Source organism: Bradyrhizobium sp. (assembly GCF_035935975.1).
Taxonomy (GTDB): domain Bacteria; phylum Pseudomonadota; class Alphaproteobacteria; order Rhizobiales; family Xanthobacteraceae; genus Bradyrhizobium.
Genome location: NZ_DASYWN010000013.1, coordinates 24433 through 39686 on the forward strand (window position 1 = coordinate 24433; position 15254 = coordinate 39686).

15 protein-coding genes are annotated in these 15254 nt (G+C 65.4%); 10 read left to right on the forward strand and 5 right to left on the reverse strand.

All coding sequences use genetic code 11. The annotated features are described in order from the left end of the window. Positions 1 to 15: 15 nt before the first annotated feature. The 10 genes from VGR99_RS05780 to VGR99_RS05825 all read left to right on the forward strand — a co-directional run bounded on the left by VGR99_RS05780 (position 16) and on the right by VGR99_RS05825 (position 10362). The gene (locus VGR99_RS05780; protein WP_326897361.1) at positions 16 to 276 is read left to right on the forward strand and encodes a hypothetical protein; all 261 of its coding nucleotides are present in this window, start codon (positions 16 to 18) and stop codon (positions 274 to 276) included. A 2-nt stretch (positions 277 to 278) separates the two neighbouring features. Continuing rightward, positions 279 to 1031 (forward strand): ABC transporter ATP-binding protein, encoded by a 753-nt coding sequence (locus VGR99_RS05785; protein ID WP_326897362.1) that lies wholly within the window; start codon positions 279 to 281, stop codon positions 1029 to 1031. A 6-nt stretch (positions 1032 to 1037) separates the two neighbouring features. Then, a complete protein-coding gene (locus VGR99_RS05790; RefSeq protein WP_326897363.1) occupies positions 1038 to 1907 on the forward strand; it encodes a metal ABC transporter permease in 870 nt (289 codons plus the stop codon). A gap of 2 nt (positions 1908 to 1909) precedes the next feature. Then, on the forward strand, positions 1910 to 2773 hold the full coding sequence (locus VGR99_RS05795) for a metal ABC transporter solute-binding protein, Zn/Mn family (RefSeq protein ID WP_326897364.1): 864 nt from the start codon (positions 1910 to 1912) through the stop codon (positions 2771 to 2773). 53 nt (positions 2774 to 2826) lie between these two features. After that, positions 2827 to 3876, forward strand: coding sequence for a CobW family GTP-binding protein (locus VGR99_RS05800; protein ID WP_027562888.1), 1050 nt, complete (start codon positions 2827 to 2829; stop codon positions 3874 to 3876). Further along, positions 3876 to 4895, forward strand: a complete 1020-nt coding sequence (locus VGR99_RS05805; protein ID WP_326897699.1) for a WD40 repeat domain-containing protein — start codon at positions 3876 to 3878, stop codon at positions 4893 to 4895. The genes VGR99_RS05800 and VGR99_RS05805 overlap by 1 nt, the downstream gene beginning before the upstream one ends. A gap of 209 nt (positions 4896 to 5104) precedes the next feature. After that, positions 5105 to 8248 (forward strand): beta strand repeat-containing protein, encoded by a 3144-nt coding sequence (locus tag VGR99_RS05810; protein ID WP_326897365.1) that lies wholly within the window; start codon positions 5105 to 5107, stop codon positions 8246 to 8248. 101 nt (positions 8249 to 8349) lie between these two features. Beyond that, on the forward strand, positions 8350 to 9069 hold the full coding sequence (locus VGR99_RS05815) for an MgtC/SapB family protein (RefSeq protein WP_326897366.1): 720 nt from the start codon (positions 8350 to 8352) through the stop codon (positions 9067 to 9069). 99 nt (positions 9070 to 9168) lie between these two features. Then, a complete protein-coding gene (locus VGR99_RS05820) occupies positions 9169 to 9507 on the forward strand; it encodes a hypothetical protein (protein ID WP_326897367.1) in 339 nt (112 codons plus the stop codon). A 114-nt stretch (positions 9508 to 9621) separates the two neighbouring features. Next, on the forward strand, positions 9622 to 10362 hold the full coding sequence (locus tag VGR99_RS05825) for an acetoacetate decarboxylase (RefSeq protein ID WP_326897368.1): 741 nt from the start codon (positions 9622 to 9624) through the stop codon (positions 10360 to 10362). 57 nt (positions 10363 to 10419) lie between these two features. Here VGR99_RS05825 and VGR99_RS05830 read toward each other — a convergent pair whose 3' ends face one another. The 5 genes from VGR99_RS05830 to VGR99_RS05850 form a co-directional block, all read right to left on the reverse strand. Next, positions 10420 to 11862 (reverse strand): homospermidine synthase, encoded by a 1443-nt coding sequence (locus VGR99_RS05830; protein ID WP_326897369.1) that lies wholly within the window; start codon positions 11860 to 11862, stop codon positions 10420 to 10422. Positions 11863 to 11909: 47 nt separating this feature from the next. Further along, on the reverse strand, positions 11910 to 12299 hold the full coding sequence (locus VGR99_RS05835) for a RidA family protein (RefSeq protein WP_326897370.1): 390 nt from the start codon (positions 12297 to 12299) through the stop codon (positions 11910 to 11912). Positions 12300 to 12446: 147 nt separating this feature from the next. Then, entirely contained in the window at positions 12447 to 13034 is a 588-nt protein-coding gene (locus VGR99_RS05840) for an N-acetyltransferase (protein WP_326897372.1), read from the reverse strand. A 146-nt stretch (positions 13035 to 13180) separates the two neighbouring features. Further along, a complete protein-coding gene (locus tag VGR99_RS05845) occupies positions 13181 to 14323 on the reverse strand; it encodes a type III PLP-dependent enzyme (protein WP_326897373.1) in 1143 nt (380 codons plus the stop codon). Between the two features lie 660 nt (positions 14324 to 14983). Continuing rightward, positions 14984 to 15238 carry a hypothetical protein gene (locus VGR99_RS05850; protein WP_326897374.1) on the reverse strand — a complete coding sequence of 85 codons (255 nt, stop codon included), beginning with the start codon at positions 15236 to 15238 and terminating at the stop codon, positions 14984 to 14986. Positions 15239 to 15254: the final 16 nt, after the last annotated feature.

Here is a 15254-nt window from a genome sequence, read left to right on the forward strand (position 1 = left end):
TATAACGTCTTCGGCATGGTTCCCGCCGCGTCCCACGCCCACCATCACGACCATGCCCATGACCACTCTCATGGCCATGCCCATGGTCATTCGCACGACCACGCGCATTCGCACGGGCACGACCACTCCCACGCCCATGTCCACGATGCGGCCTCGCCGCATCCGGCCCAGGATGCGCCCTGGTCGATCCTCCGCATGACCATGGCCGGGCGCCTTGCGGCTGCAGTCGCCGTCTGCGCGGTGCTCTGGGGCATCGTCTTTCTGGCGATGAGGTGACCATGGCCCAGCTTACCTTCCGCAACGTCACGCTTGGCTATGACCGCCATCCGGCCGTGCATCATCTCAACGGCGACGTCGCGCCCGGCGCGCTGGTCGCGGTGATCGGCCCGAACGGCGCAGGCAAGTCGACGCTGCTGCGCGGCATTGTCGGCATCCTCCGGCCGCTCGGCGGCAGCATCCATCTCGGCGGTCTTGATTCCCGCGACATCGCCTATCTGCCGCAGAGCGCGGAGATCGACCGCAGCTTTCCGATCTCGGTATTCGATTTCGTCGGCACCGGGCTGTGGCGCGACGCCGGCCTGTTCGGCGGCATCGGCAAGGCCGCGCGCGAAAAGATTCTCCGCGCGGTCGCGTCCGTCGGCCTCAACGGTTTCGAGAACCGCCCGATCGGCACGCTCTCGGGCGGGCAGATGCAGCGCGTGCTGTTCGCGCGCGTGCTGCTCCAGGACGCACGCCTGATCGTGCTCGACGAGCCCTTCAACGCCATCGACAGCAAGACCACGGCCGATCTGCTCGCGCTGGTGAAGCACTGGCACGGCGAGGGCCGCACCGTGCTCGCGGCGCTCCACGACATGGAGATGGTGCGCACCCATTTCAGCGAAACGCTGATTCTGGCGCGCGGCCCCGTCGCGTGGGGGCCGACGGCGGAGGTGCTGACGCCTGAAAACCTCATGGTCGCAATGCGGATGTGCGAGGCTTTCGACGACAGCGCCGCGGCGTGCGGCGAAGACGGGCGTTCGCAGGCGGCGTGACATCCGATGCTCCATGACACGCTGATCGGCCCGTTCACCGAATTCGAGTTCATGCGGCGGGCGCTTGCCGCCGTGATTGCGCTGTCGCTCGCAGGTGCGCCGATCGGCGTATTTTTGATGCTGCGGCGGATGAGCCTCGTCGGCGATGCCATGGCGCATGCAATCCTGCCCGGCGCGGCCGTCGGCTTCCTGTTGTCGGGCCTCAATCTGTTCGCGATGACGGCCGGCGGCCTGATCGCCGGCTTTGCGGTGGCGATTCTCGCCGGCGTCGTCGCGCGCTCCACCGGGTTGAAGGAGGACGCCTCGCTCGCAACCTTCTATCTGGCCTCGCTGGCGCTCGGCGTCACCATCGTCTCGATCAAGGGCACCAACATCGACCTGTTGCACGTGCTGTTCGGCAACATCCTCGCGATGGACGACCAGACCCTGCTGGTGGTCGCCTTCAATGCCACGGTGACACTGCTGGTGCTCGCGGTGATCTACCGCCCGCTGGTGATCGAGAGCGTCGATCCCTTGTTCCTGCGCACTGTCAGCCGCGCCGGCGGCCCCGCGCATCTCGCTTTCCTTGCGCTCGTCGTCATCAACCTCGTCAACGGCTTCCAGGCGCTCGGCACGCTGCTGGCGGTCGGCCTGATGATCCTGCCGGCGGGCATCGCGCGGTTTTGGTCGCGCGATCTCACCGTCATGATCTGCATCGCGGTCGTCGCCGCGGCCGTCTCCGGCTATGCCGGCCTCGTGCTGTCGTTCCAGACCCGCGTGCCCTCGGGGCCCGCGATCATTCTCGTGGCGACGGTGTTCTACATCGTCTCCGTCCTGTTCGGGCGCGTCGGCGGCGTCGTCAGGCAGATGTTCCCCGGCCGGCATCTGGAGGCGTGACGATGCGCTTCCTTTTGCTCTTTGCCCTGGTGCTGATTGCCTCGCCGCTGCACGCCGCGGAGCGGCTCAATGTCGTCGCGAGCTTCTCGATTCTCGGCGACTTCGTCCGCAATGTCGGTGGCGACCGCATCAACCTGACGACGCTGGTCGGCCCCGACAGCGACGTCCACGTCTACACGCCGGCGCCGGGCGATGCGAAGCGCATCGCGGATGCCAAGCTCGTCATCGTCAACGGGCTTGGCCTCGAAGGCTGGTTGCCGCGTCTCGTGCAGTCCGCAGGCAGCAAGGCGCAGGTGGTCACGGCGAGCGCGGGCATCGCGCCGCTGAAGCTCGGCTCGGCGGCCGATCCCCACGCCTGGCAGTCCGTGCCCAATGCCAAGGTCTACGTGACCGACATCGCCAACGCGTTGGCTGCGGCCGACCCGGATGACGCGGAGTTCTTCCGCACCCAGGCCAAGACCTATCTGGAAAAGCTCGAAGCCCTCGACCGCGAGGTCCGGGACGCCGTCGCAAAAATCCCGCCGGAGCGGCGCAAGGTGATCTCGACCCATGACGCCTTCGGCTATTTCGCCGCCGAATACGGTGTCCAGTTCGTCGCCCCCCTGGGCGTCTCCACCGAAACCGAGCCCAGCGCGCGGGACATCGCCGCCATCATCGGCCAGATCAAGGCGCAGAAAATCCCGGCGGTATTTCTGGAGAATGTCAGCGATGACCGCCTGATCCGGCGGATTGCGGCCGAGACCGGGGCCAAGGTCGGCGGGACCCTGATTTCGGACGGTTTGACTGGCGAAAAGGGGCTTGCACCCACTTACATTGATATGGTCAGGCACAATATAAAGGCCCTGACCAGCGCGCTTGACCATTAGGGCAGGGGCCACCCCGCCTCGCGTCGCGCGGAAAAGCCCGATCCGGAGTAGTTATGTCTGAAGCGACCTCCCAGAAAATTCCCGTGACCGTCCTGACCGGCTATCTCGGTGCCGGCAAGACCACGCTCCTCAACCGCATCCTGTCGGAAAACCACGGCAAGAAATACGCCGTCATCGTCAACGAGTTCGGCGAGATCGGCATCGACAACGACCTCATCATCGGCGCCGATGAGGAAGTGTTCGAGATGAACAACGGCTGCATCTGCTGCACCGTGCGCGGCGACCTCGTCCGCATCATGGACGGCCTGATGAAGCGCAAGGGCAAGTTCGATGCCATCATCGTCGAGACCACCGGCCTTGCCGATCCGGCGCCGGTCGCCCAGACCTTCTTCGTCGACGAGGACGTGCAGAAGAATGCCCGGCTCGACGCGGTCGTCACGGTCGCCGACGCCAAATGGCTGTCCGACCGGCTCAAGGACGCGCCCGAGGCCAAGAACCAGATCGCGTTCGCCGACGTCATCGTGCTGAACAAGACCGATCTCGTCAACAAGGGCGAGCTTGCCGAGGTCGAGGCCCGCATCCGCGGCATCAACCCCTATGCCAAGCTGCATCGCACCGAGCGCTGCTCGGTGGCGCTGGCCGACGTGCTCGACCGCGGCGCGTTCGACCTTGACCGCATCCTCGACATCGAGCCGGACTTCCTCGAGGCCGACGATCATGACCACGACCATGATCATCACCACCATCATGGCCACGACCATCACCATCATGATCACGGCCACGGGCTGAAGCACTATCACGACGAGGACATGCAGTCGCTGTCGCTCAAGACCGACAAGCCGCTCGATCCGAACGTGTTCATGCCCTGGCTGCAGAACCTGGTGCAGGTCGAGGGCGGCAAGATCCTGCGCTCCAAGGGCATCCTCGCCTTCCACGACGACGACGACCGCTACGTCTTCCAGGGCGTCCACATGATGCTGGAGGGTAACCATCAGCGGAAGTGGAAGGACGGCGAGCCGCGCGAGAGCCGCCTCGTCTTCATCGGCCGCGAATTGCCGGAAAAGGCCATTCGCGAAGGTTTTGAGAGCTGCATCGTCTCGTGATGAAAGAGTTTACGCCGGCCCCCGATTCCGCCTCGATCGTCTCCGTCACCGACAAGGTCAAGCCGGTTGCGCTCGGCATGGGCGTGACCTCGGTGCATTTCCTTGGCCCCCGCGCCGCCTTCGTCGGCGGCGAGGAGAATGTCGCGTTCGTAGATAGCCAGGGCGAGATCACCACGGTAGCTGCGCACAGCGGCGGCATTCTGTCGACGGCAAGTGACGGCAAGCGCCTCGTCATGGGCGGCGACGACGGCAAGGTCGTCTCGCTCGATGCCAAGGGCGAGGTGACGCTGCTCGCGACCGACCCGAAGCGGCGTTGGATCGACGCGGTGGCGCTGCACGCCGACGGTGCCTTCGCCTGGTCGGCCGGCAAGACCGCGACCGTCAAGAGCGGCAAGAACGAGGAGAAGTCGCTCGAGGTGCCCTCGACCGTCGGCGGTCTCGCGTTCGCGCCGAAGGGCCTGCGGCTCGCGATCGCCCATTACAACGGCGCGACGCTGTGGTTTCCGAACATGGAGGGATCGGCCGAATTCCTGCCCTGGGCCGGCTCGCATCTCGGCGTCACCTTCAGCCCGGACAACAAATTCCTGGTCACCTCGATGCACGAGGCGGCGCTGCACGGCTGGCGGCTCGCCGACAACAGGCACATGCGCATGACCGGCTATCCCGGCCGCGTCCGCTCGATGTCCTGGAGCGCGGGCGGCAAGGGGCTCGCGACCTCGGGCGCCGACACCGTCATCGTCTGGCCGTTCGGCAGCAAGGACGGCCCGATGGGCAAGGAGCCCGCGATGCTCGCGCCGCTGCAGGCGCGCGTGTCCGTGGTCGCCTGCCATCCGAAGAACGACATCCTCGCCGCCGGCTACAGCGACGGCACCGTGCTGATGGTACGGCTGGAGGACGGCGCGGAGATTCTGGTCCGCCGCAACGGCACGCCGCCGGTCGCGGCGATCGCCTGGAACGCCAAGGGCACGCTGCTGGCGTTCGCTGACGAAAATGGGGACGGCGGCCTGCTGGAGCTGTAAGCCCGGCTATCCACAGCCACTCCCCGTTATGTTACTTTTGTTAGCATGTAACATAATCGACAAGCAGTCCCTGTAGGGTCGCAGATGCAGAGCGCGTGACGTGCAATTTCGAATTGCCGTCGCGCGATCGATTGTGCCCGGCGCCGGTAGACCCGGTGTCGGGGTGCAATTCGAATCCTCGTATCCAAGCGCCACGCCAGGGAAGCCCCATGCCATCCATCCCCGTTCTTCCGACGCTCGTCAGCATCACGGGCACCGATCCGTCGTCGACCGACGCGTCCGTCGTGCACTACACTGTCACCTTTTCGAAGCCGGTGTCCGGCGTCACGGTCGATCAGTTCACCCTTGCCACGACGGGGAGCCTCAGCGGCGCCGGCATCACGGACATCACGCCGGTGGCCGGCAGCAACGGCGCGAGCTACACGGTCACGGTCAACACCGGCTCGGGCAGTGGCTCGCTGGGGCTGCAGCTGACCGGCACCAACGTGCATGATTCAAGCGGCTATTATGTCGGACCATTCCAGTCGGAAACGCAGATGAGCGGCCCGCGCTTCAGCATCATCAACACGGCGGCGGTCGGCGACATCAACGGCGATGGCACGCAGGATATGGTTTACATCCGAACCTCCAGCGCTTCCGGCTATTTTCTCGATGTCAGGACCAATGACGGCACCGGCCATTTCACCCAGACGTCGCTGACCGGCGCCTCGGAGCTGGAATCGTCGATCCGACTCGGCGACGTCAACGGCGACGGCAAGCTGGACATCCTGATGGGCAACATCTTCACGGGCACGCTGGACGTCAAGCTGGGTAACGGCAACGGCAGTTTCGCGGCGACGACGAAATATGCGACGGGTGGCAGCACGAGCGGCAATATCAGGGCGCTTGCCGACTTCAACGGCGACGGCAAGGCCGACGCGCTGATGTTGAGCAACAATGGCACGTCGCTGTTGCTCGGCAACGGCGACGGCTCTTTCGGATCGCCCATTGCTACCGATGTCTCCGGCGTCCTCGCGAGCGGAGATTTCAACGGCGACGGCAAGATCGACCTGCTGACGCAGAACTCGTCGTCGGTTGCCGTGCGCCTCGGCAACGGGGACGGCACGTTCCAATCCCCGATCACGGCCGGCACCTCATCGCAAGCGATCACCGGCGACTTCAACGGCGACGGCAAGCTTGATCTTGCACTCGGCACCAACAGTTCGATTGCGATCCTGCTCGGCAATGGCGACGGTACCTTCGCGTCGTCACAGACCTTCCTGACACCGGCACCTGTCTGGAACCTGGCGTCCGGGGACTTCAACGGCGACGGCAAGACGGACCTTGCCGTGGTCGCCAGCAGCAACAACACGCTTTCGACGTTCTACAGTCGTGGTGACGGCACGTTCGCTCCGGCGGTGACGTTGCCGCTCGACACGGGCGTCAACGGAATCACCGTCACTGACCTCAATGGCGACGGAAAGGCCGACGTCGTGGTGGAGTGGTCAACGAGCAACTCCTCGACCGGCGAGGATGTCCTCCTCACCGCGCCCAATGCGACCTCCACGCAATATACGATCAACCGCACGCCCGCGGCCCTGACGATCCTCGATGCGGACGTGACACCGGGTGCGGACGGCAGCAATTACATCAACGCGGCGCATTTCCACGGTGGGACGACGACCCTTTCGGGTTCGGGCAACGCCGGCGACACCGTCACGGTCACGAATGCGGGCGACAATTCCGTCATTGGCGTCACCACGGTCGGCAGCGACGGTAGCTGGAGCCTCGGCGTGTCCGGCCTCCAGGACGGTTCGACCTACAGCTATACCGCGACGGCCACGGATGCCCTTGGCAACCACAGCACCCCCGGGCCCGTGTTCACCTTCAAGGTTGACACGACCGCCCCCGTCCTCACGATCACGAGCATCGAAAATTCCGCTGCAACGCCTTTTTCGATCACCGTCCGCGGTACGCTCGACGTAGCCGATGCGGCCTCCGCGCTCACCCTGTCGTTTGGTCCGACGGATTACGCGGTCACGAGCGCTGCCGATGGCACCTGGCGGCTGGACAATCTGTTTGCGGCAACCGGACTTTCCTACGTGACGGCCCGTCTGCGCGATGCCGCCGGCAATGACGGCGTGTCGCAATCGATCCCTCTCGCGTTTGGTTACACGATCGCGAGCGGCGCATCACTGCAGGGCACCATCGTCGCGGCGTCCACGTCGTCCTTCAACCCGAGCCTCACCGTCCGTGGGACCTCGATCGGGGCGATCGTCCTGCGCAATGGCATCGAGGAGGACTACGGCGTCTCGACCGGATCGGTGGTCAAGAATGGCGGTGCGCAGCACGTATTTCGCGCCGGCGTGACCGACGCGACGATCGAAGCCGGCGGCTATCAGGACATTCGCGCGACTGCGCGTGCGACTGGAACCCTGCTGTACGGTTTTGGGCAGGTCTATGCCAACGGCACCTCGGACCACACCACGATCAAGGCTGGCGGGCAGCAGTCCGTCGCCGCCGGTGGCAGCGACATCAACTCGACGATCGACGGCGGAATCCAATATCTGAGCGGAACGGCGACCGGCACGACGATCGGCGCCGGCGGCAATCAATACGATTACGGCACGGCAACCGGCGCGCTGGTCCAGAGCGGCGGCGCCCAGCACGTCTATCAGGGCGGCAGTGCCAGCGGCACCACCGTTGCTGCGGGCGGCTATCAGGACGTCTACCAGGGGACAGCCACCAACACCGTGCTCGACGGCAATCAGCAGGTGCTTGCCGGCGGCCACGCCGACGGCACCGTCATCAACGACGGTGGCCGGCAATATGTCGGCTCCGGTGGCGCGACGACGGGGACGACGGTCGCAACCGGCGGCTTCCAATATGTGGACGCCGGCGCGACCGACGATAGCGCGACGATCAATGGCGGCTTCCAGTTCGTCCTGGGCACTGCGACCGCAACGGCCGTCAGCGGCGGAGGCGAGCAGGATGTGGGGGCGGGCGGCAGCGTCTCGAACGCGCATCTGGACGGCGGCAACGAGCATGTCTATGCCGGCGGCCTGCTCCAGAACGTCGATTTCGGTGGCTCGAACGGCGCAACGCTGGCGCTCGACGCGCCGACGGGCCTGTCTGGCGCGATCGCCAATTTCGGCGCGGACGACACCATCGACTTCCGCAACACCGTGATCAGCAGCGTCGATGTCGACAGCTCCAACAACCTGACGGTGACGACCGACAGCGGCCAGAGCTACTCCTGGGCGCTGCTGGCGCAATACTCGGCCTCATCCTTCGTGCTGGCATCCGACGGCAATGGCGGCACGGCGCTGAGCTACGTGCCGCAGCAGCAGTCGTTGCTCGCGGCCGCGCACTGACGCGAACGACTCGCGGGCATCGGCTTCCACAGCCGATGCCCGCCGAAATTGACCTCGGTGCCACTCTCGCATAGATCGTCTGTCGACCGGTGCGAGGGACCATGCGGTTTTTGACGACATTCCAGATTGCTGATTTCGCGGACACGCTGGTCAGCCTGTTCACGGCCTTCGTGCTGGGCACGCTGATCGGTGCCGAGCGGCAGTACCGCCAGCGCACCGCGGGCCTGCGCACCAACGTGCTGGTCGCGGTCGGCGCTGCCGCCTTCGTCGATCTCGCCATGCACCTGGACGGCGCCGACGGTGCGGTCCGGGTGATCGCCTATGTCGTCTCCGGCATCGGCTTTCTCGGCGCCGGCGTCATCATGAAGCAGGGCATGGACGTGCGTGGCCTCAACACCGCGGCGACGCTGTGGGCCTCGGCGGCGGTCGGCTCCTGCGCCGGTGCCGACATGGTCGCGCAGGCGGCGGCGCTGACTGTCTTCGTCATCGCCGGCAACACCATGCTGCGCCCGCTGGTCAACGCCATCAACCGCATCCCGCTGAACGAGAAGGCGCTGGAGGCGACCTATTACTTCAAGCTCGCGGTCACGACCGAGACCTTGCCCGACATGCGCGACCGCCTCGTCGACAGGCTCGAGGCTGCGAAATATCCGGTCGCCGATGTCGACGTGGTCGAGATCGGCGACGACGACATTCTGGAGATCGTCGCCAAGCTGGTGGCGACCGCGGTTGATCCGAACGAGCTGAACGTGGTGGCGACCGATCTCCAGCATCTGCCGGGCGTGCGCCACGCCACCTGGGAAGTCAGCACCACGGAGTGAGACGGCGCTTTGGCGCGCGGACGGGCGGTTCCAGCCTCGCCGGTGCGGAACCCGGCCGCCCCAATTTCGTTGATCCCCCGGATAAAGGCGGTGATCGACATGCCCGGCCCAAACGACAAGCGCAGACTGAAGCTCGACCTGACGATTGCCTGCTCGCTGTTTGCGGCAGGAATCCTGGTCTCGGTGGTGTCACTGGCCCAAATCAAGGCCCAAAGCCGGATGGAGACGGCACAGGCAACGCAACCGCTCCAGGGTACGCCGTCCGACGATCAGAGCAAGGTGCCCGCGGAAGCCAAGCCCGGCGGCGAGCGCCCGACCACGCCCGCGCCCGAGCCCGCGCGGCCCGAGCCGCAGACGCAGGGGGCTGCGGGCGCGGCCAAGCCAGCCTTGCCTCAGGCGCCTGCCGAGAAGATTGCGCCGCCGAACAAGGAGAAGTAGCCCGGCGGCCGGCCCACGGTGACGCGCATTTGACGGCGGATGCCACTGATCCGATCTCGCCTCGGCGTACGGCTCGCTCCATAATCGTCGCATCGACGACAGATGGGGCCTTCCATGAAAATCGAAGACGTCCGCCGCACCGCATATTCGATGCCGCTCACCAACCCGTCGTTCCCGCCGGGTCCATATCGCTTCTTCGACCGGGAATACTTCATCATCACCTACAGGACCGATCCCGAAGCCCTCGCCGCCGTCGTGCCCGAGCCGCTCGAGGTGGCCGAGCCGGTGGTGAAATACGAATTCATCCGCATGCCCGACTCGACCGGATTTGGCGACTACACCGAAACCGGGCAGGTGATCCCGGTCCGCTTCAGGGGCGAGGAGGGCGCCTACACCCATGCGATGTATCTGGACGACGAAGCCCCGATTGCCGGCGGCCGCGAGCTCTGGGGCTTTCCGAAAAAGCTGGCAAGACCGAAGATCGAGGTCGAAACCGACGTGCTGGTCGGCTCGCTGCATTACGGCTCGGTGCTGTGCGCCTCCGCGACCATGGGTTACAAGCACCGCAAGGTCGATCATGACGTCGTGCTGAAGTCGATGGCGGCACCGAACTTCATCCTGAAGATCATCCCGCATGTCGACGGCAGCGCGCGGATCTGCGAGCTCGTGCGCTTTCATCTCGATGACGTCGTGCTGAAGGAAGCCTGGACCGGCCCTGCCGCACTCGGCCTGTTTCCCCACGCGCTCTGCGACGTCGCCCGCCTGCCGGTGCGCGAGGTGGTCTCGGCGCTGCACTTCAAGGCGGACCTGACGCTCGGGCTCGGCAGCGTGGCGTTCGACTACATGGCGGGATAGGCCGTCAAACGAAAATGCCCGGCGCGAAGCCGGGCATTTTGATCGATCGCCGCGCGGTCAGCGCACGAGGATGTTTTTGAACTGCCAGGGATCGCTGGTATCGATATCCTCCGGGAACAGTCCCGGCCGATCCGTCAGCGGCGTCCAGTCGGTGTAAAAGCCCTTCACCGGGCCGAGATACGGCAGCTGGATTTCCAGCAGGCGATCGAAGTCCATTTCGTCGGCTTCGACGATGCCTTCCCTGGGGTTCTCCAGCGCCCACACCATGCCGCCGAGCACGGCGGAGGTCACCTGCAGGCCGGTGGCGTTCTGGTAAGGCGCGAGGGCTCGGGTCTCTTCGATCGAGAGCTGCGAGCCGTACCAATAGGCGTTGTTGTCGTGGCCGAACAAGAGCACGCCGAGTTCGTCGATGCCGTCGACGATCTCGTTCTCGTCGAGGATGTGGTGCTTCTCCTGCATCTTGGCGGCGCGGCCGAACATCTCGTGCAGCGACAGCACGGCATCGTCGGCCGGATGATAGGCGTAGTGGCAGGTCGGCCGGTAGACCGCCTTGCCTGAGGCGTCGCGCACGGTGAAGTAATCGGAGATCGAGATCGACTCGTTGTGGGTGACGAGGAAGCCGTATTGCGCGCCGCGGGTCGGGCACCAGGTGCGCACGCGCGTGTTGGCGCCGGGCTGCATCAGGTAGATGGCCGCGCCGCAGCCAGCTTCGTGGGTCCGCGCATTCTCCGGCATCCATTTTTCATGGGTGCCCCAGCCGAGCTCGGACGGCTGCACGCCTTCCGACAGGAAACCTTCCACCGACCAGGTGTTGACGAAGACATCAGGCTCCTTCGGCTTCTTGGAGCGTTGGGTGTCACGCTCGGCGATGTGGATGCCCTTGATGCCGGCCTGCCGCATCAGATCCGCCCATTCGGCCTTGGTCTTCGGCCGGGGAGCATTGAGCTTCAGATCGGCGGCGACGTTGAGCAGCGCCTGCTTGACGAAGAAGGAGACCATGCCGGGATTGGCGCCGCAGCAGGAGACAGCCGTCGTCGAGCCCGCCGGGCGCGCCTTCTTGGCCGCCAGCGTCACTTCGCGAAGCGCGTAGTTGGAGCGGGCTTCCGGGCCCTTCGAGGCATCGAAATAGAAGCCGAGCCAGGGCTCGTTGACGGTGTCGATGTAGAGCGCGCCGAGCTCGTTGCAGAGCTCCATGATGTCGGTCGAGCCGGTGTCGACCGAGAGGTTGACGCAAAAGCCCTGGCCGCCGCCTTCGGTGAGCAGCGGGGTCAGCAGCTCGCGATAATTGTCTTTTGTCACGGCCTTCTGGATGAAGCGCACATTCTGCTTCTCGCAATGCGCCTTGCGGCCCTCGTCCTTGGGGTCGATCACGGTGACGCGCGACTTGTCGTAATCGAGGTGCCGCTCGATCATCGGCAAGGTGCCTTTGCCGATGGAGCCGAAGCCGACCATGACGATGGGACCGGTGATCTTCGCGTAGATCTGCGAGGGAGGGCTCATGGGATGGGTTCTCCGGAACGTGCTGGCGGACGGGTGGTAAGGGTGGATCAGGCGCTGCGGCGCTTGGCGGTGACTTCGATCTCGACCTTCATCTCGGGCTTGGCGAGGGCGCTGACGACCAGCAACGTCGCCGCCGGCCTGATGTCGCCGAGAACCTCGCCGCAGACGGCGAAGTGGGCGTCGATGTAGCTCGCGTCGGTGACGTAGTAGGTCGCACGGACGATATCGGCCATCTCGAATCCGCCCTCCTTCAGGGCGGCTTCGATGGTCTTGAAGCAGTTGCGTGACTGGCTCGTGACATCTGATGGCATCGTCATCGTGGTGTAGTCATAGCCGGTGGTTCCCGCGACGAAGGCGAAATCGCCGTCGATCACGGCGCGGCTGTAGCCGACGGTCTTCTCGAGCGGGGAGCCGGTGGAGATCAGGCGACGGGACATGGGTTCGGCCTCGACTGAAAGGGGGATTTCGTGGGGTTAAAGGGCGTTTCCGGGGCCTGCGCAACCCCAAAGGACGAGAGCTGAGCGCAGGCGCGACCAGGCGTTGCCGCTCAACGCGGCTTCGGTCGTCGCCATCATGGCGATCCCTTAGGCCGCGCGCGCCTCGAGGCCGCGAACTACCCTCCGTTTGGACAGGGCAGCCCCGGTCGGGACGATCATCCCTTCGGCGCCATCCAGCGCGCCGTCGGTGAACTCGATCGCCAGCAGGCGGTTGCGCTCGAACGGGCCGGGCAGGGCGAGCGCGCCGGTCTTCTCGGCCGAGAAGCCGAAGCGGGCATAGTAGGGCGCATCGCCGAGCAGGATGACGGCGGCATGCCCGCGCGCCCGGGCGGCGGCCAGCGCTTGATTCATCAGCGCGGCGCCGATCCCGAGCTCGCGGCAGGCAGGGTCCACCGCCAGCGGTCCGAGGACCAGAGCGGGCCTGCCTCCGGCGCTGACGTGCCACAGCCGCACGGTTCCCACGAGCTTGCCCTCGCGCGTCGCCGACAAGGCAAGGCCTGTGGCGGGCGCACGTCCGTCGCGCAGGCGCTGGCAGGTCCGGTCATGGCGGGTCTCGCCAAAGCAGGCATCGAGCAGCGCTTCACGCATCGTGGCGTCGGCAGCACGTTCCGCACGGATCGCGAACGGAGCGGCTTCCGAAGAGAGGGCAATTTGTGGCTTCCGAGGAGCAGTCATGGCGCGTCAGTCCCCGCTTGAACCGGCGTGCGCGCAGCACGCCTGTCCAAGACGTCGTCAGATCGAAATGTCAGGGAAGGAGCCGGCAAGCCGGCTCCCGGGTTCGTCAGGCCTCAGAACGAGAGAGGCGGATCAGATATGGCAAATCAGATGTGGTAAGTCTTGAGCGGCGGGATGCCGTTGAACGCCACCGCCGAGTAGGTCGACGTATAGGCCCCGGTGCCTTCGATCAGCAGCTTGTCGCCGATCTCGAGCGTGACGGGAAGCGGATACGGGCTCTTCTCGTACAGCACGTCCGCGCTGTCGCAGGTCGGACCGGCGAGCACGCACGGGGTCATGTCCGCGCCGTCATGCGGGGTGCGGATGGCGTAGCGGATCGACTCGTCCATCGTCTCGGCGAGACCGCCGAACTTGCCGATGTCCAGGTACACCCAGCGCACCTCGTCCTCGTCGCTCTTCTTCGAGATCAGCACGACCTCGGATTCGATGATGCCGGCATTGCCCACCATGCCGCGGCCCGGCTCGATGATGGTCTCCGGAATCTGGTTGCCGAAGTGCTTGCGCAGCGCGCGGAAGATCGAGCGGCCGTAGGTCACGACCGGCGGCACGTCCTTGAGGTACTTGGTCGGGAAGCCGCCGCCCATGTTGACCATGGTCAGGTTGATACCGCGCTCGGCGCAGTCGCGGAACACCTGCGAGGCCATCGCCAGCGCACGGTCCCACGCCTTCACCTTGCGCTGCTGCGAGCCGACATGGAAGGAGATGCCGCATGGCTCCAGGCCCAGGCGCTTGGCGACGTCGAGCACCTCGACGGCCATTTCCGGGTCGCAGCCGAACTTGCGCGACAGCGGCCATTCGGCGCCGGCGCAGTCATAGAGGATGCGGCAGAACACCTTCGCGCCGGGAGCGGCACGGGCGACCTTCTCGACCTCGGCGACGCAATCCACGGCGAAAAGCCGGATGCCGAGCGTGAAGGCGCGCGCGATGTCGCGCTCCTTCTTGATCGTGTTGCCGAAGGAGATGCGGTCGGGCGTAGCGCCAGCGGCCAGCGCCATCTCGATCTCGGCGACGGTCGCGGTGTCGAAGCAGGAGCCCATGGAGGCCAGCAGCGCCAGCACTTCCGGCGCCGGGTTCGCCTTGACGGCGTAGAACACGCGGCTGTCGGGCAGCGCCTTGGCGAAGCTCTGGTAATTGTCGCGCACGACCTCGAGGTCGACGACGAGGCACGGTTCGGTGTCGAGACCTTCCTTGCGGCGGTTGCGCAGGAATTCCTGGATGCGTTCGGTCATGGCACTCTCCAACGGTCCCAGCGACGGGATCCGTATCAACATGACGTCGGATAAGAGTGCTCCGGCCACATCGCGCGATGGAGGCGCAACGAAACCAAAGACTCAAACCAGACTGTGCTGCCGTGGATTGGTTGGGAGAGTTTCCCGCCCGCACACCTGGCAATGAAGGACAAGCCTTTTCAGTAGCCCGCGCCGGCGGTGGAATGCCGGTAGAGACCAAAAAAGCCCGATCCGTCGTTGCTTTAAGTCGCGTCCCCCGTTGAGAGCGGGGTGCGCCGGTTCGCCTCCGGCTGCCAGTCACGGTTGCAAAGAGTGAAGTCACCTTCGACATGGCATCTCTTTGAGAGAGATGCTGGACGCTTCGGAGTCTGCTTCAACCTTCCGGCTTCGGCACTTCCGAAGAGCCCCTCGGCTTCTTCACCCCTTGGCGGCTGTCCGGCCTCTTGTCCGGATACCTACCGACTGACACACGACCACAGGCACGTGCGAAATTGGGCAAGAGCGCACATAAGCGTTTTGACTCCGCTTCGCAAGAATTTTTTTAGGCTGCGGACAGAATTGCCTAACATCTGCTTGCGCGGTGTTGCGCGAGCGACGCGGAAGATGAACGTGCGTTAAGTTTTTTGTGTCGCGCCCGTGTCCGTCGCGCGCGAGCGCACGTCAGCGGCGCTTCGTGAAGGGCTCGACGCGCTGAGCTGCGCGGATGAACGCAGTCATCACCAGCACGCCGAGTGCGAACAGCACGGCTTGCAGGATGTGCGTGCCCTGGTCGCCGAGGCCGAACAGGATCGCGAGCGCCCAGCCGCCGGCGAAGGCCGCGCCGAACACCTCGGCGCCGATCAGGATGGCGGCGCTGATGACGGTGATGACGCTGGGCCAGGCGATCTGGCGGGAAGAGGAGGCGGGCGCGTTCATGAACTCAGGAGTCCCT

Bases quoted from the DNA above. Each gene is read 5' to 3' on its own strand.
- VGR99_RS05845 (WP_326897373.1), bottom strand. From the start codon at position 14,323: ATGACCGAACGCATCCAGGAATTCCTGCGCAACCGCCGCAAGGAAGGT.
- VGR99_RS05825 (WP_326897368.1), top strand. From the start codon at position 9,622: ATGAAAATCGAAGACGTCCGCCGCACCGCATATTCGATGCCGCTCACC.
- VGR99_RS05795 (WP_326897364.1), top strand. From the start codon at position 1,910: ATGCGCTTCCTTTTGCTCTTTGCCCTGGTGCTGATTGCCTCGCCGCTG.
- VGR99_RS05785 (WP_326897362.1), top strand. From the start codon at position 279: ATGGCCCAGCTTACCTTCCGCAACGTCACGCTTGGCTATGACCGCCAT.
- VGR99_RS05810 (WP_326897365.1), top strand. From the start codon at position 5,105: ATGCCATCCATCCCCGTTCTTCCGACGCTCGTCAGCATCACGGGCACC.
- VGR99_RS05850 (WP_326897374.1), bottom strand. From the start codon at position 15,238: ATGAACGCGCCCGCCTCCTCTTCCCGCCAGATCGCCTGGCCCAGCGTC.
- VGR99_RS05800 (WP_027562888.1), top strand. From the start codon at position 2,827: ATGTCTGAAGCGACCTCCCAGAAAATTCCCGTGACCGTCCTGACCGGC.
- VGR99_RS05790 (WP_326897363.1), top strand. From the start codon at position 1,038: ATGCTCCATGACACGCTGATCGGCCCGTTCACCGAATTCGAGTTCATG.
- VGR99_RS05815 (WP_326897366.1), top strand. From the start codon at position 8,350: ATGCGGTTTTTGACGACATTCCAGATTGCTGATTTCGCGGACACGCTG.
- VGR99_RS05820 (WP_326897367.1), top strand. From the start codon at position 9,169: ATGCCCGGCCCAAACGACAAGCGCAGACTGAAGCTCGACCTGACGATT.
- VGR99_RS05835 (WP_326897370.1), bottom strand. From the start codon at position 12,299: ATGTCCCGTCGCCTGATCTCCACCGGCTCCCCGCTCGAGAAGACCGTC.
- VGR99_RS05780 (WP_326897361.1), top strand. From the start codon at position 16: ATGGTTCCCGCCGCGTCCCACGCCCACCATCACGACCATGCCCATGAC.
- VGR99_RS05805 (WP_326897699.1), top strand. From the start codon at position 3,876: ATGAAAGAGTTTACGCCGGCCCCCGATTCCGCCTCGATCGTCTCCGTC.
- VGR99_RS05830 (WP_326897369.1), bottom strand. From the start codon at position 11,862: ATGAGCCCTCCCTCGCAGATCTACGCGAAGATCACCGGTCCCATCGTC.
- VGR99_RS05840 (WP_326897372.1), bottom strand. From the start codon at position 13,034: ATGACTGCTCCTCGGAAGCCACAAATTGCCCTCTCTTCGGAAGCCGCT.